General features: G+C 71.2%; 25 protein-coding genes and 1 pseudogene. 18 read left to right on the top strand and 8 right to left on the bottom strand.

Translation table 11 applies throughout. The annotated features are described in order from the left end of the window. The gene (locus tag C1A38_RS12975; protein ID WP_102658081.1) at window positions 1-690 is read right to left on the bottom strand and encodes a response regulator transcription factor; all 690 of its coding nucleotides are present in this window, start codon (window positions 688-690) and stop codon (window positions 1-3) included. Between the two features lie 74 nt (window positions 691-764). Here C1A38_RS12975 and C1A38_RS12970 point away from each other — a divergent pair, with 74 nt between their 5' ends. Further along, window positions 765-1,685: an ADP-ribosylglycohydrolase family protein gene (locus tag C1A38_RS12970; RefSeq protein WP_102658118.1), complete on the top strand. Its 921-nt coding sequence runs from the start codon at window positions 765-767 to the stop codon at window positions 1,683-1,685. Window positions 1,686-1,703: 18 nt separating this feature from the next. On the opposite strand, the gene C1A38_RS12965 is transcribed toward C1A38_RS12970, so the two are convergent. Beyond that, on the bottom strand, window positions 1,704-2,549 hold the full coding sequence (locus tag C1A38_RS12965; protein ID WP_102658080.1) for a DUF1775 domain-containing protein: 846 nt from the start codon (window positions 2,547-2,549) through the stop codon (window positions 1,704-1,706). A 199-nt stretch (window positions 2,550-2,748) separates the two neighbouring features. On the opposite strand from C1A38_RS12965, the gene thrS reads away from it, so the two are divergent. Continuing rightward, window positions 2,749-4,749 (top strand): threonine--tRNA ligase, encoded by a 2,001-nt coding sequence (thrS, locus tag C1A38_RS12960; RefSeq protein ID WP_102658079.1) that lies wholly within the window; start codon window positions 2,749-2,751, stop codon window positions 4,747-4,749. 52 nt (window positions 4,750-4,801) lie between these two features. On the opposite strand, the gene C1A38_RS12955 is transcribed toward thrS, so the two are convergent. Beyond that, complete coding sequence (locus C1A38_RS12955; protein WP_102658078.1) at window positions 4,802-5,551, bottom strand: D-Ala-D-Ala carboxypeptidase family metallohydrolase; 750 nt, start codon at window positions 5,549-5,551, stop codon at window positions 4,802-4,804. Window positions 5,552-5,763: 212 nt separating this feature from the next. On the opposite strand from C1A38_RS12955, the gene C1A38_RS12950 reads away from it, so the two are divergent. Together C1A38_RS12950 and C1A38_RS12945 are read left to right on the top strand one after the other, a co-directional pair. After that, window positions 5,764-6,276 carry an HIT family protein gene (locus tag C1A38_RS12950; RefSeq protein ID WP_102658077.1) on the top strand — a complete coding sequence of 171 codons (513 nt, stop codon included), beginning with the start codon at window positions 5,764-5,766 and terminating at the stop codon, window positions 6,274-6,276. A 353-nt stretch (window positions 6,277-6,629) separates the two neighbouring features. After that, window positions 6,630-7,685 carry an aldo/keto reductase gene (locus C1A38_RS12945; protein WP_199180192.1) on the top strand — a complete coding sequence of 352 codons (1,056 nt, stop codon included), beginning with the start codon at window positions 6,630-6,632 and terminating at the stop codon, window positions 7,683-7,685. A gap of 17 nt (window positions 7,686-7,702) precedes the next feature. Here the strand turns inward: C1A38_RS12945 and C1A38_RS12940 are convergent, their stop codons facing one another. Then, a complete protein-coding gene (locus C1A38_RS12940; RefSeq protein WP_102658075.1) occupies window positions 7,703-9,853 on the bottom strand; it encodes an elongation factor G-like protein EF-G2 in 2,151 nt (716 codons plus the stop codon). Between the two features lie 243 nt (window positions 9,854-10,096). Here C1A38_RS12940 and pgsA point away from each other — a divergent pair, with 243 nt between their 5' ends. The 6 genes from pgsA to pdxT all read left to right on the top strand — a co-directional run bounded on the left by pgsA (window position 10,097) and on the right by pdxT (window position 15,079). Further along, window positions 10,097-10,729 carry a phosphatidylinositol phosphate synthase gene (pgsA, locus tag C1A38_RS12935; RefSeq protein WP_102658074.1) on the top strand — a complete coding sequence of 211 codons (633 nt, stop codon included), beginning with the start codon at window positions 10,097-10,099 and terminating at the stop codon, window positions 10,727-10,729. A gap of 28 nt (window positions 10,730-10,757) precedes the next feature. Continuing rightward, window positions 10,758-11,636 carry a phosphatidylinositol mannoside acyltransferase gene (locus C1A38_RS12930; RefSeq protein WP_102658117.1) on the top strand — a complete coding sequence of 293 codons (879 nt, stop codon included), beginning with the start codon at window positions 10,758-10,760 and terminating at the stop codon, window positions 11,634-11,636. Window positions 11,637-11,649: 13 nt separating this feature from the next. Continuing rightward, window positions 11,650-12,810 carry a glycosyltransferase family 4 protein gene (locus C1A38_RS12925; protein WP_102658073.1) on the top strand — a complete coding sequence of 387 codons (1,161 nt, stop codon included), beginning with the start codon at window positions 11,650-11,652 and terminating at the stop codon, window positions 12,808-12,810. A gap of 26 nt (window positions 12,811-12,836) precedes the next feature. Beyond that, complete coding sequence (locus C1A38_RS12920; protein ID WP_102658072.1) at window positions 12,837-13,343, top strand: hypothetical protein; 507 nt, start codon at window positions 12,837-12,839, stop codon at window positions 13,341-13,343. A 133-nt stretch (window positions 13,344-13,476) separates the two neighbouring features. Further along, on the top strand, window positions 13,477-14,397 hold the full coding sequence (gene pdxS, locus C1A38_RS12915; RefSeq protein WP_102658071.1) for a pyridoxal 5'-phosphate synthase lyase subunit PdxS: 921 nt from the start codon (window positions 13,477-13,479) through the stop codon (window positions 14,395-14,397). 76 nt (window positions 14,398-14,473) lie between these two features. After that, a complete protein-coding gene (gene pdxT / locus C1A38_RS12910; RefSeq protein ID WP_102658070.1) occupies window positions 14,474-15,079 on the top strand; it encodes a pyridoxal 5'-phosphate synthase glutaminase subunit PdxT in 606 nt (201 codons plus the stop codon). A 541-nt stretch (window positions 15,080-15,620) separates the two neighbouring features. Here pdxT and C1A38_RS12905 read toward each other — a convergent pair. Next, window positions 15,621-16,469, bottom strand: a complete 849-nt coding sequence (locus C1A38_RS12905; protein ID WP_233196799.1) for a helix-turn-helix transcriptional regulator — start codon at window positions 16,467-16,469, stop codon at window positions 15,621-15,623. A 184-nt stretch (window positions 16,470-16,653) separates the two neighbouring features. Between C1A38_RS12905 and C1A38_RS12900 the strand changes: the two genes are divergently transcribed. The 6 genes and pseudogenes from C1A38_RS12900 (at window position 16,654) to C1A38_RS12875 (ending at window position 20,666) form a co-directional block, all read left to right on the top strand. Beyond that, window positions 16,654-16,950: a hypothetical protein gene (locus C1A38_RS12900; protein ID WP_146017542.1), complete on the top strand. Its 297-nt coding sequence runs from the start codon at window positions 16,654-16,656 to the stop codon at window positions 16,948-16,950. A 221-nt stretch (window positions 16,951-17,171) separates the two neighbouring features. Further along, a complete protein-coding gene (locus C1A38_RS12895) occupies window positions 17,172-17,921 on the top strand; it encodes a YebC/PmpR family DNA-binding transcriptional regulator (RefSeq protein WP_013732691.1) in 750 nt (249 codons plus the stop codon). 60 nt (window positions 17,922-17,981) lie between these two features. Beyond that, the gene (locus C1A38_RS12890; protein ID WP_013732692.1) at window positions 17,982-18,194 is read left to right on the top strand and encodes a type II toxin-antitoxin system VapB family antitoxin; all 213 of its coding nucleotides are present in this window, start codon (window positions 17,982-17,984) and stop codon (window positions 18,192-18,194) included. Continuing rightward, window positions 18,191-18,586, top strand: a complete 396-nt coding sequence (locus C1A38_RS12885) for a PIN domain-containing protein (RefSeq protein ID WP_102658067.1) — start codon at window positions 18,191-18,193, stop codon at window positions 18,584-18,586. Before C1A38_RS12890 ends, C1A38_RS12885 begins: the two co-directional genes overlap by 4 nt. 199 nt (window positions 18,587-18,785) lie before the next feature. Continuing rightward, window positions 18,786-19,400 carry a winged helix-turn-helix domain-containing protein gene (locus C1A38_RS12880; protein ID WP_102658066.1) on the top strand — a complete coding sequence of 205 codons (615 nt, stop codon included), beginning with the start codon at window positions 18,786-18,788 and terminating at the stop codon, window positions 19,398-19,400. After that, window positions 19,393-20,666: pseudogene (locus C1A38_RS12875) on the top strand (MFS transporter). The gene C1A38_RS12880 and the pseudogene C1A38_RS12875 overlap by 8 nt, the downstream one beginning before the upstream one ends. Before the next feature lie 31 nt (window positions 20,667-20,697). On the opposite strand, the gene C1A38_RS12870 reads toward C1A38_RS12875, so the two are convergent. Next, entirely contained in the window at window positions 20,698-21,096 is a 399-nt protein-coding gene (locus C1A38_RS12870; protein ID WP_158244893.1) for a nuclear transport factor 2 family protein, read from the bottom strand. A gap of 161 nt (window positions 21,097-21,257) precedes the next feature. On the opposite strand from C1A38_RS12870, the gene C1A38_RS12865 reads away from it, so the two are divergent. Then, on the top strand, window positions 21,258-21,446 hold the full coding sequence (locus tag C1A38_RS12865; RefSeq protein WP_013732697.1) for a hypothetical protein: 189 nt from the start codon (window positions 21,258-21,260) through the stop codon (window positions 21,444-21,446). Window positions 21,447-21,458: 12 nt separating this feature from the next. Continuing rightward, window positions 21,459-22,193 (top strand): ribonuclease FAU-1 family protein, encoded by a 735-nt coding sequence (locus C1A38_RS12860; RefSeq protein WP_233196796.1) that lies wholly within the window; start codon window positions 21,459-21,461, stop codon window positions 22,191-22,193. On the opposite strand, the gene C1A38_RS12855 is transcribed toward C1A38_RS12860, so the two are convergent. Both C1A38_RS12855 and C1A38_RS12850 read right to left on the bottom strand, forming a co-directional pair. Next, window positions 22,086-23,141: a hypothetical protein gene (locus C1A38_RS12855; RefSeq protein ID WP_199180189.1), complete on the bottom strand. Its 1,056-nt coding sequence runs from the start codon at window positions 23,139-23,141 to the stop codon at window positions 22,086-22,088. The two genes, C1A38_RS12860 and C1A38_RS12855, sit on opposite strands and share 108 nt — an antisense overlap. Window positions 23,142-23,146: 5 nt before the next feature. Continuing rightward, a complete protein-coding gene (locus C1A38_RS12850; RefSeq protein ID WP_102658064.1) occupies window positions 23,147-23,737 on the bottom strand; it encodes a hypothetical protein in 591 nt (196 codons plus the stop codon). Window positions 23,738-23,787: the final 50 nt, after the last annotated feature.

Genomic DNA, 23,787 nt, shown 5'->3' with positions numbered 1-23,787 from the left:
TCAGTCCGGCGCCACCAGCCGGAAGCCCACCCCCCGCACGGTGCGCAGGTAGCGTGGCTTCGCCGCGGACTCGCCCATTTTGCGGCGTAGCCAGTACAGGTGAACGTCGATGGTCTGGTCCTCGCCGACCGATGGCTGCCGCCATACCTCCTCCAAGAGCTCCCGCCGGGACACTACCCGGCCGGGACGCGCGGCGAGGTATGCCAGCAGGTCGAATTCCTTTCGGGTCAGCGCCAGCGACTCCCCGTCGAGCTGTGCGCTGCGTTCGCCGAGGTCGACCCGCAGGCCGCCGACGCTGAGCACGACCGGCTGCTCCGCCCGACTGGCCCGGCCCACCCGCCGCAGCACGCTGGTGATCCGGGCGTCCAGGTGCGCGCCGGTGAACGGCTTGACCATGTAGTCGTCGGCTCCGGCCCGCAGCAGTTTGACCACGGACTGTTCGTCGTCGCGGGCGGTGGCGATGATGATCGGTACGTCGGTGATGCCGCGCAGCATCCGCAGCGCGTCCGAGCCGTCCAGATCCGGCAACCCCAGATCGAGGACGACGAGATCGGGCACCTCCGCGGCGACCCGGCGCAGCGCGTCCAGGGCGGTGCCGACGGCGTGCACCGCGTGACCTCGATCGGTGAGCGACCGCAGCATCGCGCCGCGTACGACATGATCGTCTTCGACCAGGAGGACGGTGGCCACCCCAGCACGGTACTCGGCGCGGCGGATGGTTCGTCGTTGCGGCCCACCCCGGAACCCGCCAAGCTGATATGACGATGACATTCACCCTTTACCCGGACACCCGACTCACGCTGGCCCGGGACAGCCTCGCGGGTCTGTCGGTCGGCGATGCCCTCGGATCCCAGTTCTTCGTACCGGGCCGCAAGCCGGCCGACCTGGCTGCCGGGCTGCTTCCGCCGGCACCGTGGCAGTGGACCGACGACACCGAGATGGCCTGCTCGGTGCTGGCAGCCCTGGCGCAGACGGGCAGCATCGACCGGGACGCCCTGGCGGTCGCGTTCGCGCAGCGCTGCGAACCGTACCGGGGTTACGGCCCCGGTGCCGTGCGCATTCTGCGGCTGATCCGCACCGGTACCCCCTGGCCGGTCGCCGCTGCCGCCGCCTTCGACGGGCAGGGCTCCTGCGGCAACGGCGCGGCGATGCGGGTCGCGCCGCTGGGCGCGTACTTCGCCGACTCGACCAGCCGGGCCGCCGCGCAGGCGCAGGCGTCGGCCGAGGTGACCCACGCCCACCCGGAGGGGATCGCCGGTGCCGTCGCGGTGGCGGTGGCCGCGTCGCTGGCCGCGCGGGCCCGCCTGGACGGCGACCGACCCGACCCGGCCCGGCTGCTCGCCGGGGTGGCCGCCGCGCTGGATCCGGCGACCGAGGTGCACCGGGGCGTACGCCGGGCCGTCGACCTGCTCGGTCGACCGCTGACCGAGGTCGTGGCGGCGCTCGGCAACGGCAGCCGGGTCACCGCGCAGGACACCGTCGCCTTCACCCTGTGGGTCGCCGCCAGCTACCTGGACGACTATCCGGCGGCCGTACGGGCCTGTGTCGAGGCGGGCGGGGACGTGGACACCACCGCCGCCATCGTCGGCGGGATGGTGGCCGGGTACACCGGAGTCGGCACCTCGGGCGGGGTGCCCACCGGCTGGCTGGCGGCCCGTGAACCGCTACCGGAGTGGACCGGCTGACCCCGACGCCCGACCCACTCAGCGCCGGACGCCGACCCGCTGCTCCTGCTCGGCGACCGGTGCGGTCGGTTGCTCGGCGCTCGGTTCCTCGTCGAGCACCGTGCGGTCGACGTCCTCCGTGGTGCTGCGGCGGCGCCGGCTGATCAGCCAGCCCACCACCGCACCGCCGCCCAGACCGGCGACCAGACCAGCGGCGACCAGACTGTTGGCGTTCAGGCTGTCGGCGTTCGGGCCCCCGTCGGTGCCGGTCGGAGCCGCCGAGGTGTCGGCCGACGAGCCTTCCGGGGCGGTGCCGTGACCACCGTGCGCGCCGGGGTAGGCCGGGTCGCCGGGCGTCAGGGTCAGCGGCGGCAGCGGACGCTGACCAGGGCCGGCACCCCAATGCACCTGGAGCCCGTCGGCGTAGGTCTGGGTCAGATCGAAGCTCACCTGGTCGGTCTGCGGCAGCGGGGCCATCGAGAAGACCAGGCGGGCCGGACCCGGATCCGCCGGACCGGGAGCGCGGGTCCAGGTCAGCGCGGCGGTCACGACGTCGGTCGCCGGGCCGTGCATGCCCGCGACCGGGACGTCCAGCTTGCGGGTGGTGATCGCGGGCGCCCAGCCCTCCACCGAGAGCGGATACACCTCGGCCACCGGAGTCTCCGCCGGCATCCGGATCTCGATCCGCTCGGTCCGGACCCCGGGCCGTTCGTCGGGCACCAGGAACTCGAGCTTGACCGAGTTGCCCTGCTGGGCCTCGGCCGGAGTGAACGTCACGCCGTCGGCCCACGCCGTGGTCGCAGGCCAGAGCAGCACCCCGGCCGTGGCCAGGGCGGCCACCAGCCCACCCCGGCGTCGACGGCTGCCGCCGCGCGTCATCGCCATCCTGGGTTCCCCATCCGTGTCGACGTGGCCGGAACCGGCTCCGGCCACACCTGGTAGTTCGGTTCCCGGGCCGAAAAGGTTCAACGTCGGCCGGATTCGTCCCCTACGGTGTCGGGGACGGTGGCCGCCGGGCCGACCGATACCATCGCGGTGAGCCGTCACCGGCACCTTCCGTCACACCTGCTGCGAGGAGTTCCCCGTGTCCGCACCCCGTACCCCTGCCGTGGCCGACCCCGTCGTCGTCGCCGCCGGGACGACGGCGGCCGACGCGGTGGCCGCCGCCGAACTGCCCACCAACGGCCCGAAGGCGATCGTGGTGGTCCGCGACCCGCAGGGCGTGTTGCGTGACCTGGACTGGCGTCCGGCCGAGGACACCGTCGTCGAGCCGGTCGCGCTCAACGAGCCGGACGGGCTCAACGTGCTGCGGCACTCGACCGCGCACGTGCTGGCCCAGGCGGTGCAGGACATCTTCCCCGAGGCCAAGCTGGGCATCGGCCCGCCGATCGAGAACGGCTTCTACTACGACTTCGCCGTCGACAAGCCGTTCCAGCCGGACGACCTGGCCAAGCTCGAAAAGCGGATGCAGGAGATCATCAAGTCCGGCCAGCGGTTCCGTCGCCGCCGCTTCGACAGCCTGGACGAGGCGAAGGCCGAGCTGGCCGCCGAGCCGTTCAAGCTGGAACTGATCGACGTCAAGGGCGAGGGGCTGGACTCCTCCGAGGTGATGGAGGTCGGCGGCGGCGAGCTGACCATCTACGACAACCTGGCCGCCAACTCCGACAAGGTCTGCTGGTCGGACCTGTGCCGGGGCCCGCACCTGCCGAACACCCGGCTGATCGGCGCGTTCAAGCTGATGCGTTCGGCCGCCGCGTACTGGCGTGGGTCGGAGAAGAATCCGCAGTTGCAGCGGGTGTACGGCACCGCCTGGCCGACCCGCGACGAGCTCAAGGCGTACCTGAAGCTGTTGGAGGAGGCCGCCCGGCGCGACCACCGCAAGCTCGGTGTGGACCTCGACCTGTTCAGCTTCCCCGACGAGCTCGGCTCCGGCCTGGCGGTCTTCCACCCCAAGGGCGGCATCATCCGCCGCGAGATGGAGAACTACTCGCGGCTCAAGCACGAGCAGGCCGGGTACGAGTTCGTCAACACCCCGCACATCACCAAGGGCCACCTGTACGAGGTCTCCGGGCACCTGGACTGGTACGCCGACGGCATGTTCCCGCCCATGGAGGTGGAGGGCGCCAGCTACTACCTCAAGCCGATGAACTGCCCGATGCACGACCTGATCTTCCGCTCCCGTGGTCGCTCCTACCGGGAGCTGCCGCTGCGGATGTTCGAGTTCGGCACGGTCTACCGGTACGAGAAGTCCGGTGTGGTGCACGGCCTGACCCGGGTGCGCGGCATGACCCAGGACGACGCGCACATCTTCTGCACCGAGGAGCAGATGGCCGGCGAGCTGAAGTCGCTGCTCGCCTTCGTGCTGGAACTGCTGCGTGACTACGGCCTGGACGACTTCTACCTGGAGCTGTCCACCCGTAACCCGGAGAAGTCGGTAGGCACCGACGAGAACTGGGAGCGGGCCACCGAGGCGCTGCGCTCGGCCGCCGAGGAGTCCGGGCTCACCCTGGTACCGGACCCGGGCGGGGCGGCCTTCTACGGGCCGAAGATCTCCGTGCAGGCCAAGGACGCCATCGGCCGGACCTGGCAGATGTCCACCATCCAGGTCGACTTCAACCTGCCGGAGCGCTTCGGCTTGGAATACCAGGCCGCCGACGGCACCCGGCAGCGGCCGGTGATGATCCACCGGGCGCTGTTCGGCTCGATCGAGCGGTTCTTCGGGGTGCTCACCGAGCACTATGCGGGCGCGTTCCCGGCCTGGCTGTCCCCGGTGCAGGTGGTCGGCATCCCGATCCGGGACGACCATGCGGACTACCTGCACGGCTTCGTCGCCGCACTGCGTGCCGAGGGCATCCGCGCCCAGGTCGACTCCGGTGACGAGCGGATGCAGAAGAAGATCCGTAACGCCCAGCAGCAGAAGATCCCGTTCATGGTGATCGCCGGGGACGACGACGTGGCCGCCGGTACGGTCTCGTTCCGCTACCGCGACGGCTCGCAGCGCAACGGCGTGCCGTTGGCCGAGGCGGTCACCCACGTCCTCGACGTGGTCAACACCCGCACCAACGTCGGCCCGTCCGCCGCCTGACCCGCCGTTACGGCAGCCCCGCGTTCGGCGGGGCTGCCGTCGCGGGGGTGCGTCAGATCCCGCAGCTCGGTGCCGACCAGGAACGGCTGGGTGTGTTGCCCAGGTGGGTGTGGTCGTTGTGTCCCGGATATCCCGGGCCGAGGATGTTGGTGAACCCGTGGTTGCGGGCCTGCTGGGCGAGCGCGCAGAAGGAGTGCGACCCGACCAGGTCGATCCCGTCGCCGTAGAGGTGTCGGCTGTTGCTGGCGCCGCCGACCGCGCTGTTGCAGGAGTAGCTGCGGAATCCGCTGCTCAGGTAGAGCGGTGCGTTGCCCATGGCGCGGCGCATCGCCTGGAGCTTCCACATCGAGACCAGGGCGTTGAACCGTGCGGTGCTCGCCGACACCGCGCCGCCGGACCAGTCGCTGTTGCACCGGTTCCACTCGGCGTAGCTGAAGCTGACCGGGGTGCAGTCCGGGTCCTGCAGGGCGTAGATCTGGTTGAAGGTCTGCGCACCGGCCACCCCGTCGGCGGCCAGCCCGTAGGCCTGCTGGAAGCGGATCACCGCCGACCGGGTGGCCGGCCCGTACGCCCCGTCGAGGGTGAGCACCGCGCCGTAGCCGGGGTAGCCGGAGACGCGGATCTGCAACTGGCGTACGTCCTCGCCGGTCATGCCGGAGGAGAGGGTTCGACCCCAGGTGTAGCAGGCGTCGGCCCGGGCGGGGGCGCCGGTGGCGGTCACCGCCGTCAGGCTCGCCAGCGCGGCCAGGACGCAGGCGGTGAGGGCACTTGCCAGACGTTGCCGGACGGTACGTCGTTCCACAGCCACTCCAATCGACGATCTTCGAATTGGGAGGACTGAAAGTTTCATCGACGTCGATGCAATAGTCAAGAAACCCTTGTCGCATTCTGCAATTGGCCGTCACCTGTGGCCGCGATAGCCGGACGTCTGCGGTACGGGGTGGCGGACTCGCCCCGTGCGGTACGTAGGATCGCCGTGTGACTGGGGCGGACGAGCAGCACACCGACAGGGACATGGCAGACGGGCTGGACCGGCTCTGGACCCCCCACCGGATGACGTACATCTCCGGTGAGGACCGGCCCGAGGGCGGCTACGAACAGCCCTCCGGCTGCCCGTTCTGCCTGGCCCCGGGTCGACCCCACGAGGAGAGCCTGGTGGTGGCCCGGGGCGAGCACGTCTTCGTCGTGCTCAACCTGTACCCGTACAACCCGGGTCACCTGCTGGTCTGCCCGTACCGGCACGTGGCCGACTACACCGACCTGGACGAGCCGGAGACCGTCGAGCTGGCCGCGTTCACCCAGACCGCCATGCGGGTGGTCCGCAAGGTCAGCAACGCGCACGGCTTCAACCTCGGGATGAACCAGGGCGGGGTGGCCGGCGCGGGCATCGCCGCCCACCTGCACCAGCACGTGGTGCCCCGGTGGGGTGGCGACGCCAACTTCATGCCGGTGATCGGGCGTACCAAGGTCCTGCCGCAACTGCTCAGCGACACCCGCGACCTGTTCCTGCGCGCCTGGCCCAGCTGACCGACGACCGGACCGCGTCGGACCGCGTCGGACCGCGTCGGTCCGGGTCGGACCGGTGTCTGCCCCCTTTGCTCTGCTTCAACCGACGCAATGGCACGGCGACCGAAGTGTTGCGTCTGTTGAAGCAGAGCAAAGGAGAGATGTTGGTGAGGGTGTGGTGGCGCTGCGTGAACGGTCCGGCCGCTCGGTGACCGGCCGGTTTCCGGCGGTGAGCTGGGGCGGATGGGTCCGCGCCGGGAACGTGGGCGAGGCGCACCCGTAGGCGGGTGATCCCCGGGGTCCGGTCGTTCGTACGTATGGTCGTGATGGATCTCTGCCCAGCACCGGCTGGAAGATGGCACGATGCGCCGATGGTGCAGTCGACACGGACGCTGGGGCGCAGCGGCATCGAAGTCAGTGCCCTCGGCATGGGCTGCTGGGCGATCGGTGGCCCGTGGGCGGAGGGGCACACCCCGCTGGGCTGGGGAGCGGTCGACGACGCCGAGTCGGTACGGGCCATCCGCCGGGCCCTCGACCTCGGTGTGACGCTGTTCGACACCGCCGACACGTACGGGGCCGGGCACGGTGAGCGCATCCTCGGGCGGGCCCTGGCCGGGCATCGGGACGCGGCGATCATCGCCACCAAGTGGGGCTACACCTTCGACGAGCAGACCCGGCAGGCCACCGGGTCGGATGCCTCACCGGCGTACCTGCACCGGGCCGTGCGGGCCTCGCTGCGTCGCCTCGGCACCGACCGCATCGACCTCTACCAACTGCACCTGGCCGACCTGCCGGTGGCCCGGGCGCAGGCCCTGATCGGCACCCTGGAGGACCTGGTCACCGACGGCCTGATCCGGACGTACGGCTGGAGCACCGACCGGGTCGACCGGGCCGCCACCTTCGGCCAGCACGCCCCGCACGCCGTCGCCGTGCAGCACAGCCTGTCGGTGCTGCGCGACGCCCCCGAACTGCTCGGCGTCTGCGAGAAGTACGACCTGGCAAGCGTCAACCGGGGGCCGCTGGGCATGGGGCTGCTCACCGGCAAGTACCAGCCCGACTCGACGCTGCCGCACGACGACGTGCGGGGGATGGCCTCGGGCTGGTTGGAGTGGTTCCGGGGCGGCCGACCCGCCCCGGAGTGGCTGCGCCGGGTGCAGGCGGTCCGGGCGGCGTTGACCGCCGACGGGCGTACCCTCGCCCAGGGTGCGCTGGGCTGGATCTGGGCCCGCAGCGACCGCACCATCCCGATCCCGGGCTGCCGCAGCGTCGCGCAGGTCGAGGAGAACGCCGCCGCCCTGGCCCTCGGCCCGCTCACCCCCGACCACTTCGCCGAGGTCGAACGCCAACTCGCCGCGCTGCGCACCGCCGCCCTACGCGAGGCCGACCGCCCCTACTGGCCCAGCCCGATGCTGCCCACCGCCCGCCCCTGACCGGCGGTGGGCACCCGTCAGGCGTGCTCCTTGCGGATCTGGTCGGCCAGGTGCTCCGGCATCGGGTCGTAGCGGACGAAGTGGCGACGGAAGGTGCCGGCGCCGGCGGTCATCGCCCGCAACTCGACGGCGTAGCGCAGCAGCTCCGTGGCGGGCACCTCGGCCCGGACCAGGGTGCGCCCCTCCGACTCCGGGTCCGACTCGGTTCCGAGCACCCGGCCCCGACGGCCGGACAGGTCACCCAGCACCGTGCCCACGCTGCCGTCGGGGACCCGTACGGTCACCTCGTCGATCGGCTCCAGCAGCGCCGGGCGGCCCTTGGCGGCGGCGTCGCGCAGGGCCAGCGCCCCGGCGGTCTGGAACGCCGCGTCGGAGGAGTCGACGCTGTGCGCCTTGCCGTCGACCAGGGTCACCCGCAGGTCCACGACCGGGTGCCCGGCGAGCAGGCCGCGTTCCATCTGGGCGCGTACGCCCTTCTCCACCGACGGGATGTAGTTGTGCGGGACCGCCCCGCCGACCACCCGGTCGACGAACTCGAAGCCGGCGCCGCGCGGCAACGGCTCCACCTCGATGTCGCAGACCGCGTACTGGCCGTGCCCGCCGGACTGCTTGACGTGCCGGCCGTGCCCGGTCGCCGGGGCGGTCAGCGTCTCCCGCAGCGCCACCTTTACCGGTTCGGTGTCCAACTCGACGCCGCCGGCGCGCAGCCGGTCGAGGACCACGTCGGCGTGCGCCTCGCCCATGCACCACAGCACCAGCTGATGGGTCTGCGGGTTGCGTTCCAGTCGCATCGTCGGGTCGCCGGCCACCAGGCGGGCCAGGTTGCGGGCCAGGGCGTCCTCGTCGGAACGGGACCGGGCCACGATCGCCACCGGCAGCAGCGGCTCCGGCATCTCCCACGGGGCGATCAGCAGCGGATCCTCCTTGGCGGAGATGGTGTCGCCGGTCTCCGCGCTGCCGGACTTGGTGATCGCGCAGATGTCGCCGGCCACCGCCACACCGACCTCGCGCAAGGTGGCGCCCAGCGGGCTGTACAGGTGCGCGATCCGTTCGTCGGCGTCGTGGTCGGGGTGGCCACGTTCGGCCAGCCCGTGCCCGGCGATGTGCACCGTCTGGTCGGGGCGCAGGGTGCCGGAGAAGACCCGGACCACGCAGACCCGTCCGACGTGCCGGTCGATGGTGGTCCTGACCACCTCGGCGACCAGCGGACCGTCCGGGTCACAGGTCAACGGCGGGCGGGGGGACCCGTCCACCCCGGTGACCGCGGGCAGCGCGTGCTCCGGCGGCGACGGGAAGCCGGCGGTGAGCACCTCCAGCAGCACGTCCACCCCGACCCCGGTGGCCGCGCAGACCGGCACCACCGGATAGAAGTGGCCGCGGGCCACGGCCTTCTCCAGATCCTCGATCAGGATCTCGGCGTCGATCTCCTCGCCGCCGAGGTACCGGTCCATCAGGGTCTCGTCCTCGCTCTCGGCGATGATCCCCTCGATGAGTTCGTCGCGGGACTCCGTGATGGCCGGCAGGTGCTCGGGGTCGGGCTGACGCACCTGCGCCGGCAGCCCGTCGGTGTAGTCGAAGACCCGCCGGGTGATAAGCCCGAGCAGACCGGCGGTGGAGACCCCGTCGTCGCCGAGCATCGGCAGGTACAGCGGCATCACGTTGTCGCCGAAGACCCGCTGGCACAGCGCCACCGCCTCGTCGAAGTCGGCGCGAGGATGATCCAGCCGGGCGACGGCGACCGCCCGGGGCATGTCGACGGCGGCGCACTCCTCCCACAACGCGGCGGTGGCGGCGTCCATCCCGTCCACGGCGGAGACCACGAACAGCGCGGCGTCGGCGGCCCGCAGGCCGGCCCGCAACTCGCCGACGAAGTCGGCGTAGCCGGGCGTGTCCAGCAGGTTGACCTTGATGCCGTCGTGCATCAGCGGCGCGCAGGCCAGCGAGACCGAACGCTGCTGGCGTACGGCCGCTGGATCGTGGTCGCAGACGGTGGTGCCGTCGGTGACCGAGCCGGCGCGGGGGATCGTGCCGGTTGCCGCGAGCAACGCCTCGACCAGTGTCGTCTTGCCCGCGCCGGAATGCCCGACGAGCACCACGTTGCGAATCTTCGCCGGATCGGTCACCACCGGTACCCCGGTGGCGTGCTTGTCCTGACTCCTCTGCGCCATCGGGCGCACCTCCCTCAACCGGTGGTGGTGACGACCGCCGCGCGCGACGGGGATGCGGCCCGGACGGGGTACCGCGGCGCTATCCTCCGGTGGTTCGCCCCGGACCGGGCAGTCAACGGGCAGTCGGGTGAGCTGGGTCACCCTCTCGACCCGATCCCACACCCGATGGCCGCACGACACAACCCTCCCAGCTCGGACCGGCGTTGTCGGCGTGGTCGGGCCGACCGTTATCGTGGGACCGCCATGGCGAAGATCTTCCAAGTGTCGGTCCGCGCGGGGATGACCCGCGTTGTCGAACCGATTGCCCGCAGCCTGCTGCGCGCGGGCGTGTCCCCCAACGCGGTCACCGTCGCGGGCACCCTCGGGGTGCTCGTCGGCGCTCTCGGCTTCGGTGCCCGCGGCCATCTGGTCGCCGGTGCGCTGATCGTGACGGTCTTCGCGCTCACCGATCTGCTCGACGGGACGATGGCCCGGATGAGCGGCGGGTCGACCCGGTTCGGCGCGTTCCTCGACTCCAGCATGGACCGGGTCGCCGACAGCGCGGTGTTCGGCGCGGTCGCGTACTACCTGGCCACCGAGGGGGACCACGCGGGCATGGCCGCCGCGCTGATCTGCCTGGCCGCCGGCGGGCTCGTCTCGTACGTCAAGGCGCGCGCCGAGGGACTTGGCATGAGTGCCAACGTCGGCATCGCCGAGCGGACCGAGCGGCTGCTGATCGTCGGCGTCGGTGGTCTGCTCGCCGCCCTGGTGCACCCGCTGGCGCTGCCGATCGCGCTCTGGCTGCTCGCGGCGGTGTCGCTGTTCACCGTCGGCCAGCGGATGCGGCACGTCTACCGGCAGGCCCAGCAGGTCGACGCGCCGGGCGGCCAGGGGTGAGCGGCACAGCCCGGCGACGGGGGTGCCGGTGAATCTCACCGAACTCGGCTACGTCGCCGGCTGGCGGCTGGTCCGCGCCCTGCCCCGCCCGGTGGCCGCGGCGGCCTTCAACGCCGGTGCCGACCGGGCCCACCGTCGTCGGGGCTCCGGCGCCACCCGGCTGCGCGCCAACCTGCGCCGGGTGGTCGGCCCCGACCTGCCCGAGGCCGAGCTGGACGACCTGGTCCGCGCCGGTCTGCGGTCGTACGCCCGCTACTGGATGGAGGCCTTCCGGCTGCCCTCGCTGAGCCGGGAGCAGGTGCTCGCCACCTTCCGGCTGGACGGCACCGAGCTGCTCGCCGCCGACGTGGCGGCCGGGCGGGGCGCGGTGGTGGCGCTGCCGCACGCCGGCAACTGGGACCTGGCCGGCGCCTGGGTGGTGGCAAACGGCTGGCCGCTGTCCACCGTCGCCGAGCGGCTCAAGCCGGAGGCCGTCTACAAACGGTTCATGGCCTTCCGGGAGGGGCTGGGCATGGAGATCCTGCCCACCACCGGTGGTCACCGGCCGCCCCTGGACGTGCTGACCGAGCGACTCAACGCCGGAGCGGTGGTGCCGCTGCTGGCCGACCGGGACCTGTCCGCCCGCGGGGTGGAGGTCGACTTCTTCGGCGGCCGGACCCGGATGCCGGCCGGTCCGGCTCTGCTGGCGTTGCGCACCGGCGCGCCGCTGTACGTGGCGTCCATGTGGTACGAACCGGATGCGGCGTGTGCCTCGCTCGAGGGTCCGCTGCCGGTGCCGGGCCACCAGGACGGCACGCTGGACAAGCGAGTACGGTCGCTGACCCAGCTGATCGCGGACGGTCTCGCGGCGGGCATCGCCCGGCATCCGCAAGACTGGCACATGCTGCAGCGGATGTGGCTGGACTGAGGGGACGGGCGCAATGCGGATCGGCATCGTCTGTCCGTACTCCTTCGACGTGCCGGGCGGGGTGCAGAACCACGTCATGGACCTCGCCGAGGCGTTGATCGGGCTCGGCCACGAGGTGAGCGTGCTCGCCCCGGCGGACGAGGAGTCACCCCTGCCGTCGTACGTGGTGTCGGCGGGCCGGTCGGTGCCGCTGCCGTACAACGGCTCGGTGGCCCGGATCGCCTTCGGCCCGGTCTCCACCGCCCGGGTACGCCGGTGGATCACCCGCGGCGACTTCGACGTGCTGCACGTGCACGAGCCGCTGACGCTGAGCATCTCCATGCTCGCGGTGCTCTCCGCCCGCGGTCCGGTGGTGGCGACCTTCCACACCGCGATGACCCGGTCCCGGGTGCTCTCCGCAGCTCAGGGGGCCCTTCAGATCGTGCTGGAACGGATCACCGCCCGGATCGCGGTGAGCGCGCTGGCCCGCAAGGTCCAGGTGGAACACCTCGACGGTGGCGCGGTGGAGATCCCCAACGGGGTGGCGGTGGCCAAGTTCGCCGGCATGCAGCCGCTGCCCGGCTGGCCGGGGGAGTGCGGGCCGGGCACCGGCGGCACGCTCGGCTTCCTGGGCCGGTTCACCGAATCGCGCAAGGGCTTCCCGATCCTGCGCGACGCGTTCGTCGAGCTGGCCGCCCGACGTCCCGGACTGCGCCTGCTGGTCGCCGGCCCCGGTGACCCGGACGACCTGTTCGACCGTTTTCCGCCCGAGTTGCGGGATCAGGTCACCTTCCTGGGGTTGGTGCCCGAGGCGGACAAGGCCCGGATGCTGCGCAGCGTGCACCTCTACGTGGCGCCGAACACCGGGGGCGAGTCGTTCGGCATGATCCTCACCGAGGCGCTGGCCGCCGGCACCACCGTGGTCGCCAGCGACCTGGACGCCTTCCGCCGCGTGCTGGACAACGGCCGGGCCGGGCGGCTGTTTCGCACCGGCGACGCGGCGGCGCTGGCGCAGACCCTCACCGAACTGCTCGACGATCCGGCTGCCCGGGCGGAGCTGACCGCCTGCGGCGACCAGGTGGTGGCAAATTTCGACTGGCCCGTGGTTGCCCGCCGGGTTCTGGAGGTATACGCAGCTGCGATCGAGGCGACCGACGGGCGGGTGATCGACCAGGAGTGGGTGGGGTCGGACTGACCGGGAGGAACGGGAGCAGCACTACGATGCCGGGCATGTGGTGGGTGGTGGGCGCGACGGTGGTCGTCGGCCTGGTGGCGGCGTACCTGATCTGGACCGCCGGCCGGGTCGAGCGGCTCCAGGCCCGCGCGCAGCTCGCGGCCCGGGCCCTCGACGCTCATCTGCTGCGCCGGGCCGCCGCCGCGGCGGTGCTGGCCGAGCGCCGCTACGGCGTGGAGCTGTACGCGGCGGCGCGCATCGCGCTCGACGCGCAGCCGGAGGAGCGGGAGGCGGCCGAGAACGACCTGACCCGGCAGCTGCGCGCGGTCGAACTCGACCCCACCGACCCGGACTGCGAGGCGGTCATCGCGGCCAGCCGGCGGCTCGCCCTGGCCCGGCAGGTGCACACCGACCTGGTGCGGGACGCCCGTACGGCGCGCAGCCGGCGCCTGGTACGCCTGTTCCGGATGGGTCGCCGGCACACCTGGCCGCGGTACTTCGACATCGACGACCCGACCCTGGCCGCGCCCGCCGCCGACGTCACCACCCGCTGACCCACCGCCCCCTGCGTACGGTGACGGCGGCCACACCGCAGGCCACCACGGCCCTGATTGGCTGTCGGCACGGCACTCGCGCCGGTCGTAGCATGTCGCTGCCCCACCGGTGCGCATCAAGGAGCGATGAGCCGTGTCCGAGACGACTTCCCCGAACACCACAAGCACCACCCCGGTCGTCGGCACTGCCCGCGTCAAGCGGGGGATGGCCGAGATGCTCAAGGGCGGCGTGATCATGGACGTGGTCACCGCCGAGCAGGCCAAGATCGCTGAGGACGCCGGCGCGGTCGCGGTGATGGCGCTGGAGCGGGTGCCCGCCGACATCCGCGCCCAGGGCGGGGTGTCGCGGATGAGCGACCCGGACATGATCGACGGGATCATCAACGCCGTCTCCATCCCGGTGATGGCCAAGGCCCGCATCGGCCACTTCGTCGAGGCGCAGATCCTCCAGGCGCTCGGCGTCGACTACGTCGACGAGTCCGAGGTGCTCACCCCGGCCGACTACGCCAACCACATCGACAAGTGGGCCTTCACCGTCCCCTTCGTCTGCGGGGCGACCAACCTGGGCGAGGCGCTGCGCCGGATCACCGAGGGCGCCGCCATGATCCGCTCGAAGGGTGAGGCCGGCACCGGGGACGTCTCCAACGCCACCACCCACATGCGCAAGATCCGTCAGGAGATCCGCCGGCTCTCCTCGCTGCCGGAAGACGAGCTGTACGTCGCGGCCAAGGAGCTTCAGGCCCCGTACGAGCTGGTCAAGGAGGTCGCCGAGACCGGCAAGCTGCCGGTGGTGCTGTTCACCGCCGGTGGCATCGCCACCCCGGCCGACGCGGCGATGATGATGCAGCTCGGCGCGGAGGGTGTCTTCGTCGGCTCCGGCATCTTCAAGTCCGGCAACCCGGCCCAGCGGGCCGCCGCGATCGTCAAGGCGACCACTTTCCACGACGACCCGGACGTGCTGGCGAAGGTCTCCCGCGGCCTCGGCGAGGCGATGGTCGGCATCAACGTCGACGACATCCCCGTCCCGCACCGCCTGGCCGACCGTGGCTGGTGAAGTGCAAGGAAGGGCACCTTATTAACGCCTGCGGTAGAGAAAGGGTCCCTTCTTAACGCTTCCCGGAAGGAGCACAGTGCCCGCACCCGTGATCGGCGTGCTCGCCCTCCAGGGCGACGTCCGTGAACACCTCACCGCCCTGACCGGCGCGGGCGCTCAAGCCCGCCCGGTGCGCCGAAGCGCGGAACTGGACGCGGTCGACGGCCTGATCATCCCCGGCGGCGAGTCCACCACGATCAGCAAGCTGGTCGACATCTTCGAGCTGCGCGGCCCGATCGACAAGCGGATCTCCGCCGGGATGCCGGTCTACGGCTCCTGCGCCGGGATGATCATGCTGGCCACCGAGGTCCTCGACGGTCGCCCGGACCAGCGCGGCTTCGACGGCATCGCGATGACCGTGCGCCGCAACGCCTTCGGTCGCCAGGTCGACTCGTTCGAAGCGCCCGTGCAGATCACCGGCATCGACGGTGGCCCGCTGCACGCGGTCTTCATCCGCGCCCCCTGGGTCGAGCGCGTCGGCGCGGACGTCGAGATCCTGGGCACGGTCGCCGAAGGGCCCGCCACCGGCCGCGTCGTGGCGGTGCGCCAAGGCAACCTGCTGGCCACCTCGTTCCACCCGGAACTCACCGGCGACCTGCGCCTGCACGCCCACTTCGTCGACATGGTCCGCACCGCAACCTGACCCCGTGGCCCCACCGTGCGCCGGGGGTGGTGCGGGTCGCGATCGATGACGACCTGACCCTGCTGGTCCAGCGCCCGGCCTGACCTTGCTGGCCCAGCGCCCGGCCTGACCCTGCTGGTCCAGCGCCCGGCCTGACCCTGCTGGTCCAGCGCCCGGCCTGACCCTGCCGGCCCCACCCACAATCGGCCCAGGGGCCCGCCAACCCAGAGAACCTATCGGGCCTATCAGGCCTATCGGACCGCTCAGGCCCGCCGGACCCGCCGGACCCGGAGGTATCGGCAGCAACTTCGGGGATGTTGCTGCCTTCGTCCGCCGGCAGGCAGCAACATCCCCGAAGTTGCTCGCCGCATCGCCGCATCGCCGCGTCGCCGCATGACCGTGTGGCTGGGTCGCCGCCTGGCCGTTTGGCCAGGTCGCCGTGTGGCCGTGTCGCCGTGTGGCCGCGTCGCCGGGTCGCCGCGTGGCGGTGCGGCGGCGGGGCGCGTGCGAGGACCTGGGCGAGCGCCGTCTCGCGGTGTGGGGTGGGGCGGAGGGCGGGCGGTCAGCCGGCCACGGAGCGCAGGCTGCCTGGGCGGCGGCCCAGCAGGCGGTCCAGTGCCGCAGCGCTGTCCGCGTCGGCGGGCTGCGCCACCATCAGTCGCTGCTGGTCGCCGGCGAGTTCCAGGGTCTCGTACGCCAGTTGCAGTGGCCCCACCTCCGGATGCCGCAGCCGGCGCACGCCGCTGGACTGGGCCGCGACCGGGCGGCGCTGCCACCGGGACCGGAACGGTTCCCCGACGGTACGGTCGAGTCGTTCGGCGAAGATGTCGGTGGCCGGGTCACCCCCGCGCAGCCGGTGCAGGTCGGCCACCTGCTGGTCGGCGAGGTCGGCCCAGTCGGGGAAGTGCTCCCGGGCGCGTTCGTCGGCGAGGACGTACCAGACCAGGTTGGGGTGTTCGGCGTCCAGCAGTCCCAGCGGGCGGGCCAGCCGGTCGAACGGCTCGTTCCAGGCGAGCACGTCACCGAGGCGGTTGAGCAGGTACGCCGGCCGGTCCCGCAGCGCCTCCAGCAGAGTCCGGACCGTGGGGCGGACGGTACGCGACACCATCGGTCGCTCGCCTGCGCACAGCTGCCGGTGCTGGTCGACCGAGGCGAGTTGCTGAAGGTGCCGCCGGTCGGCGTCGTCGAGCCGCAGGGCGTCGGCCAGCGCGGCGAGGATCTCCGGCGACGGGCGGTTGTCGCGTCCCTGTTCTAGTCGGGTCAGGTATTCCACGCTGACCTGGGCCAGCGTGGCGACCTCGGCGCGGCGCAGCCCCGGCGTACGCCGTCGAGGGCCGGCCGGCAGCCCCACCTGCTCGGGTCGCAGCGCTTCTCGGCGGCTGCGCAGGAAGGCGCCCAACTCCCCGTCCATCACGTCGTCAAGTGTGCCGTCGTACCGGCCGGTGAGGGTGGCCCCGTCAGGACCACCCTCACGCCGGTCTGTCCGGTACGTCGAGCCGCGGATGGAATGAGCCCATGAAGAAACGACCTTCCACCATCGCGGTGATTCGTCCGGGACGACGCGCGGTCCGCCGCCTGGTTCAGGGGAGCTGACCGTGACGACGATGCTGATCACCTATCGGGTCCGGCCGGAGCGGCTCGACGAGCACTTGTCCCTGCTCGATGAGGTCTACCGGGAACTGGCCCACACCCGCCCGCCCGGCCTGCGCTACCAGTCGCTGCGGCTCGACGACGGGCACCGTTTCATCGACGTGGTGATCGGCCCGCATCTGCCGGCGCCACTGCCGTCATTGCCGGCGTTCGTTCGCTACCGGGCCGGGTTCGACGAGCGTTGCCAGGATTTCGAGATGTCGGAGGTCAGCGTGGTGGGATCGTACGGCATGGGGGAGTAGCTTCGTCCGCTATCCGGCGTTCTGCGCTTATCGACAAGGCCGTGGGCGTGCGGCGGGTGACGGTTGCCCGCCGTCCGTCGGTAGGATTGTCGAGATTCGGCAGGGCCATCTGCCCGCCACGGCTTCCACCAGAACAGACCGGCACCACCGCGTGCGCGGGTGCGGAGCGGGGCGTGCGCGGTGCGGTCGATGCAGACGGCGGGTAGCAACGGAGGTAACAGATGTCCGGCCACTCAAAGTGGGCGACGACCAAGCACAAGAAGGCGGTCATCGACGCCAAGCGCGGCAAGATGTTCGCCAAGCTGATCAAGAATGTCGAGGTTGCGGCGCGGACCGGCGGCGGCGACCCCGCCGGCAACCCCACCCTCTACGACGCGATCCAGAAGGCCAAGAAGAACTCGGTCCCCAACGACAACATCGACCGCGCGGTCAAGCGCGGCTCCGGCCTGGAGGCCGGCGGCGCCGACTACCAGACGATCATGTACGAGGGGTACGGCCCCAACGGCGTCGCGCTGCTGATCGAGTGCCTGACCGACAACCGCAACCGCGCCGCCACCGAGGTGCGTACCGCGCTGACCCGCAACGGCGGTTCGTTCGCCGACGCCGGCTCGGTGTCGTACATGTTCTCCCGCAAGGGCGTGGTGATCGTGCCGAAGGCCGACACCAGCGAGGACGACGTGATGCTGGCCGTCCTCGACGCGGGCGCCGAGGAGGTCAACGACCTGGGCGAGGCGTTCGAGGTGGTCTCCGAGCCGGGTGACCTGCTGGCGGTCCGGACCGCGTTGCAGGACGCCGGCATCGAGTACGAGTCGGCCGAGTCCTCCCTCATCCCCAGCGTCAACGTGCCGCTGGACGAGGAGGGCGCGCGGAAGGTCTTCAAGCTGATCGACGTCCTGGAGGACTGCGACGACGTGCAGAACGTCTACGCCAACTTCGACGTCAGCGACGAGATCATGGCGGCCGTCGGCTGACAGCCGCTTCGTTGGATATGCGAACCTCCCGGATATATCCTTGTCCGGGAGGTGTATCTCATGGCCAAAACCCTGTTGGATCTCGATGAGGATCTTCTGGCGGAGGCGACTGCTGCGCTCGGCACCGCGACCAAGAAGGAGACGGTGACAGAGGCGCTCAGGCAGGCGGTGGAGTCCAGCCGGGAGCGACGGCAACGAGCCCTGGCTGACCTTCAGGAGGTCGCTGACGGGGGCGGCTTCGACTTCGATCAGCTCGACGAACTCGACAGGTGAAGTACCTCATCGACACCAGCGCGCTGGTCCGCATGGTTCGTCGTCAAGCCGAACCACACTGGTCCGACCTGGCTGCCCGTGGTCTGATCGCCATCTGCGACCCGGTGCTCGTGGAGACCTTGACCATCGCGGATGCCAAGGCATACGACCGGGTCGAACGCGGACTCCGCGACCTGTATCCCTGGGTTCCCGTGCCGGACGACGCCTGGCAGGTCGTGCGGGCGGTGCGGCAGGAACTCGCCAGTCACAGTGCTCACCAAGGGCTTTCCGTGGCAGATCACCTCGTGGCGGCTACTGCCATTCGGCTGAAATTGGTGGTACTTCATCAGGACGCTGACTTCGAGACTGCTGCCCGGCTGGTGCCGCAACTGAGTCAAGAACGGATTACCTGAGCGCCGTAGTCGGATGCAGCTGTGATCCGCTCGTCGAAGGTCTCCGACGACGTCACGGCGGCCGTCGGCTGAGCCGGCTCCGACCACTGGCAGCACATCAGGGCGTGTACGCGAGCCACGGGCTCGTGTGCACGCCCTGACTCGTCCTGCCGCCCATCAAGGGTTGCTAGAGATGTCTTTATAAAGCATTCTCTACCATGTGACCGAAGAGCTGCATCAGCGAACCGTCAAAGTCACCGATCCTCGCGCCCTGCGGGCGTACGCGCACCCGCTGCGGATGCGTCTGATCGGCCTGCTTCGCGGCGAAGGCCCGATGACCGCGACACAGGCCGCCGCCAGGCTCGACGACAACGTGCCCAACTGCTCGTTCCACCTGCGGCAACTCGCCAAGTACGGGTTCGCCGAACGGGTGCCCGGAGCGGACGGGCGGGAGCGACCGTGGCGGGCCACCACGCTGTACACGTCCTGGGACGACTCCGACGATCCGGCCATGCGGGCCGCCACGGACCAGATCAACAGCGTGATGGTCGACATCTACCTGCAACGGGCGCGGAACTACCTGGCGATCCGTGCCGACGAGCCCGTCGAGTGGCGGATCGCGGCAGGCTTCGGTGACACGCTGCTGCACGTCACCGCCGCCGAGTTGCGCGAGCTGACAGCCGAGGTCGATGCGCTGCTGGCCCGGTACGACGAACGGATCGCCGACCCGGCGAAGCGGCCGCCCGGGTCCCGCCCGGTGACCTTCGTCCAGATGCGGCTTCCGCGCGGCGGCGTACCCGTCGAGGAGCAGCGCGGGGAGTCCGACCATGACTGAACCCCTGGTCCTGGCCGACCCGGCGCCGCCGCGCCGGCCCCGCATCCCACGCCTGCTGCGGCAGACGGCCTTCCGTCGCTACTGGTCGGCGCAGACCGTCTCGCTCTTCGGCGACCAGGTCACCATGCTCGCCGTGCCGCTGCTGGCCCTGCTCGCGGTCGGCGCCGGACCGGCCGAGATGGGCTACCTGACCGCCGCCTCGCTGCTGCCGAACCTGTTCCTCTCCCTGCCGGCCGGCGCCTGGGTGGATCGCCGCCCACGCCGACGTCAGGTGATGATCGTCGCCGACCTCGGCCGGGCGGGCCTGCTGCTGGCCGTGCCGCTGCTCTGGTGGACCGGCACCCTGAACCTGCTGCTGCTGTGCGCCGTGGCCTTCCTGATCGGTTGTCTCTCGGTGTTCTTCGAGGTGGCGCACACAGCAGCCTGTTCGCCGCCCTGGTCCGTCGACCGGACTACGTGGACGCCAACAGTCTGGTCAACGGCAGCCGGGCCATGTCGCATGTGGCCGGCCCGAGCATCGGTGGGCTGCTCGTACAGGTGCTCACCGCCCCGGTCGCGCTCTTCTCCGGCGTGCTCACCTATCTGGTGTCGGCGGTCTTCCTGGCCCGGACGAGGGTCACGGAGCGCACCGTGCCCACCGGCACCACCCTGGGCATGGTGGCGGGCGTACGGTTCGTGGCCCGCTCCGAGATCCTGCGGGCGACCCTGCTCGGCACCACCACGCTCAACCTGTTCAACTACATGTTCGCGGCGCTCTTCGTGCTGTACGTGACCACCGAGTTGGGCGTTACACCCGGCATCCTGGGGCTGGTCATCGGGGCCGGCGCGGTAGGGGGACTCCTCGGTGTGGCGGTGACCGGCCTGGTCAGTCGCCGGATCGGCATCGGCCCCGCGGTGCTCGTCGGGTTCGTCGTCTTCCCCGCCCCACTGGTCCTCGTGCCGCTGGCCATGGGGCCGGAGCCGGTGGTGCTCGGGTTGCTGTTCGCCGCCGAGTTCGTCTCCGCGCTGGGTGTCATGGTCCTCGACATCGCGGTCGGATCGGTGCAGATCGCGGCCACACCGGTGGCCATGCTCGCCGTGGTCTCCGGTTTCCGACGCACCGTCAACCACGGCATCCGACCGATCGGCGCCCTGGTCGGCGGGACGCTCGGCGCCTCGATCGGGGTACGCCCCGCGCTCTGGATCGCCAGCATCGGCGCCCTGCTCGGGCTGCTCTGGGTCGTCTTCTCACCGTTGCGGGGCATGCGCACGCTGCCCGAAGAGTGACACCCGGCCGCGCTGTCGATCGGCAGACCCGTCAGTCGAAGATGCCGGCCGGTGGCGGGAACCTGCCCTCCCTGGCGTGCGAGTAGTCGCGCGACTCGGCCACCAGGGCGTCGGCGTCGAAGCGCAGCAGGGTGCAGCCGGAGATGGTCAGTGGCGCGTCGTCCGGGTAGGTGACCGCCCAGTATTCGACAGTCGCCGTCGCGCCGTCGCAGCGCGGTGCGGCGAACCAGACCTCGGCCGGGCGGGTCTCCTCGCCGAAACACTCCTCGACGTAGGCGCGCAGCCCGTCACGCCCTCGGCAGGGGCGGAACAGCGAGGCCCAGTGGACGCCGTCGGTCGCCTGCAACGCCACGATGCTCTCGACGTCCTTGGTGGGCCAGCCGTGCGCCCAGGCGTCCGCCCAGCGCTGCGCCGCGTCCCGTACATCCATGATCATGCTCCTCGGGCAGGTGGTTCCCGGAGTTCTACCACCGGGCTGCGACACTGCGGCCCGAGTGCGCTCATGCAGCCAACTGCCTAGCCCTGCTGTCTACGTCAATAGACTCCGTCGTTGTCGGAGTCGAGTAGGGTTGACGCTGTCATTGTCAACCCATGGAGTTGGTGGGCGTGTCGGAGATCCGGGAGATGCTGGGAAACGTCTCCCGGCAGCGCGCGTCCGTGATCGCCAACCAGCGGAACTTCCCCGAGCCCATCGCGGTGCTGGCGATGGGCAAGGTGTGGCGGAAGTCGGATGTGGAGGCTTGGATCCGGGAGTATCGGCCGGAGTTGGCCCAGGACTGAGCAGGGGGAGTGGTGGCGGTCGAACGCTTCAGCCCGGGTGACGTGGTGATCCGGCGGGAGATCCTGCATGGTGAGGTCTGGTTCGCCTGCCCGACGATCTGCGTCGAGGACAGCCCCGATCTGCTGGCGCTCTACCTTCCGCCGGGCGCGGAGTTCGGCTTCCCGGTCGAGGGCAGGTTTCCGTGTGGCCGGCACCCCTGGCAGGTGGCGGGTCACCGGGCCTGGAGCGGGCACGGCAAGCTGATGCTCCAGCGTCCCGGCGAGGCACACGCCGTCGACGTCTTCTGGTCCGGCCCGCAGCGCGCCTTCGCCGGCTGGTACTTCAACCTCCAGGACCCGTTCCGGCGTACGCCGATCGGGGTGGACACCCTCGACCACGAGCTCGACCTGTGGTGGGCGGCGGACGCCGACCGGTACGTCTTCAAGGACGTGGAACTGTTCGCCCAGCGGCTGGTGGAGGGACGCTATCCCGGCATGGCCGAGGCGATCCGGGCCGAGGGTGACCGGATCGCCGCCCTGCTCGACGCGGGCCAGCGCTGGTGGGACGAGTCCTGGGCGACCTGGCAACCCGACCCGGCCTGGCCGGTGCCGCGCCTGCCGGCCGACTGGGTCACGGTGCCGCACTCGGCGGTCGGCGGGTCAGTGGACGAACTGGTACCTGCGGCGCCGGGCGCGACGGTAGCCGACGGCCATGACCAGGCCGGCGACGGTGGCGACCGCCCCGCTGATCAGGATGATCATCGGTAGCTGTTCGGAGAAGGTGGTCGGCAGCCCCCAGGAACCCTTCTGGTCCGGAAAAGTGATCTCCGCGGTGACCTCCCGGTGGAGGCGTCCGCTCTCCACCCGCAGTCGGGCCTGCCACGGGCCGTTGGGGACCTGCTGGTCCAGCACCACCTCGAGGTGGGTGGTGTCGCCGGGCAGCACGGTCGCACCCAGGGTCGCGGGGAACGGCCCGGCCGACAGCCCGCCCGGGCCGTCGGAGAGCCACAGCTTGCCGGTCAGGTCGAGGGCCCGTTCCCCGGTGTTGCGCACCCGCGCCCGTACCACCGGGGCACCCTGCTCGGTCCGGCCCGGGGTCAGTTTCTCGATCCGGAAGTCCGACGGCGGTTCACCGCCCCGGCCGACGTCGAGGTAGACCCGGATGCCGACCTGGTTGACCTTGCGCACCAGCATCGCCGCGTCTCGTCGTTCCGCGGCGCCGACCGTGGCCCAGATCGTGCCGTAACGCTCACCTCGGGACGCGGAGGGCGGTACGGCGATGGTGGCGCGTACCGTCGTGGTGCTGTATGGCCGGGCCACGATGACGGGTTGGTCGATGGTGATCCACTCGGACAGTTCGTTGGCGTCCGGCTCGGACGCCGGCACGAATTCGTTGTCCTTGATCTCGGCTGCGGCGACCCCGATGGTGATCTGATGGGTCGAGGCGGAGCTGTTGCTGATCTCGATCCGTCGGGTCATCCGGCTGCCCGGTTTGACGTGGTCGACGATGTAGACCCGGGCGCGGGGGTCGTCACGCCGGTCCACCGACGCCTCGACCAGCCGGATGCCGATGCTGCCCGATGCCGGAGCGGGGCTCGCGCCGGTGCCGCGGTCCCGGTCGGTGGCGCCCGCGGGGGTGCCGATCACGACGCTCGCCACCAGGATGGCGAGCGCCGCGACCGGCAGGCCCCACGAACGGGTTGTCCCTGGGCGCATCGAACTCAGTTCACGCTGTGGGTGATGGTGCCCGTGAACGTCCCGGCGACGCTTTGCAGCGGAATCGACACGGTGACCAGCGGATCCCAGGTCGCCGTGTTGTTGCCGGAGCCGTCGGTGCCGTGGCTGTAGGCCGTTACGGCGGCGTCCAGCGCGACTCCGGCAGGAGGCGGCGGGGCGGTGCAGGGTCCCACCTGGCCGGGGGTGAAGGTGCCGGTGCCGGTGGTGTCGGCAATGCCCGAGCAGTAGTAGACGTTGTCGCTGGTGATCGTCTCACCGGCGCCGACGCCGGTGCCTGTGGTGAAGTCGCTGCTGCTGACCGAGGCGACCCAACCCACTCCCGACTCGGCCCGAAGGTCCTCGACCAGGACGTCGCCGATCTGGCCGGAGGCGTATCCGCCCGGCGGGCCGCTGCTGAGTGTCGCGTCGTCGGGCACGGTGATCTGCAGCGGCCCGGCGATGACCTCGAAGGTCAGGTCCGTCTCGCAGTCGACACCGGCCTCGCAGGTCTCGGCCTGCGCCGGCGCTGCGGCCAGCAGCGTGCCCGCCAGTGCGGCCACTCCTGCCAGCGCGGTGGTCACCAGTCGTCGTCTCATCCAGCTACCTCCTCCAGATCGGTCACTCCGTCGAGGAGGAGATTAGGGGC

The sequence above is a fragment of the Verrucosispora sp. ts21 genome (assembly GCF_002879555.1).
GTDB classification, from domain to species: domain Bacteria; phylum Actinomycetota; class Actinomycetes; order Mycobacteriales; family Micromonosporaceae; genus Micromonospora; species Micromonospora gifhornensis.
The sequence above is the reverse complement of the archived record's forward strand: the minus strand, read 5'-3'. Positions and strand labels throughout refer to the sequence as shown.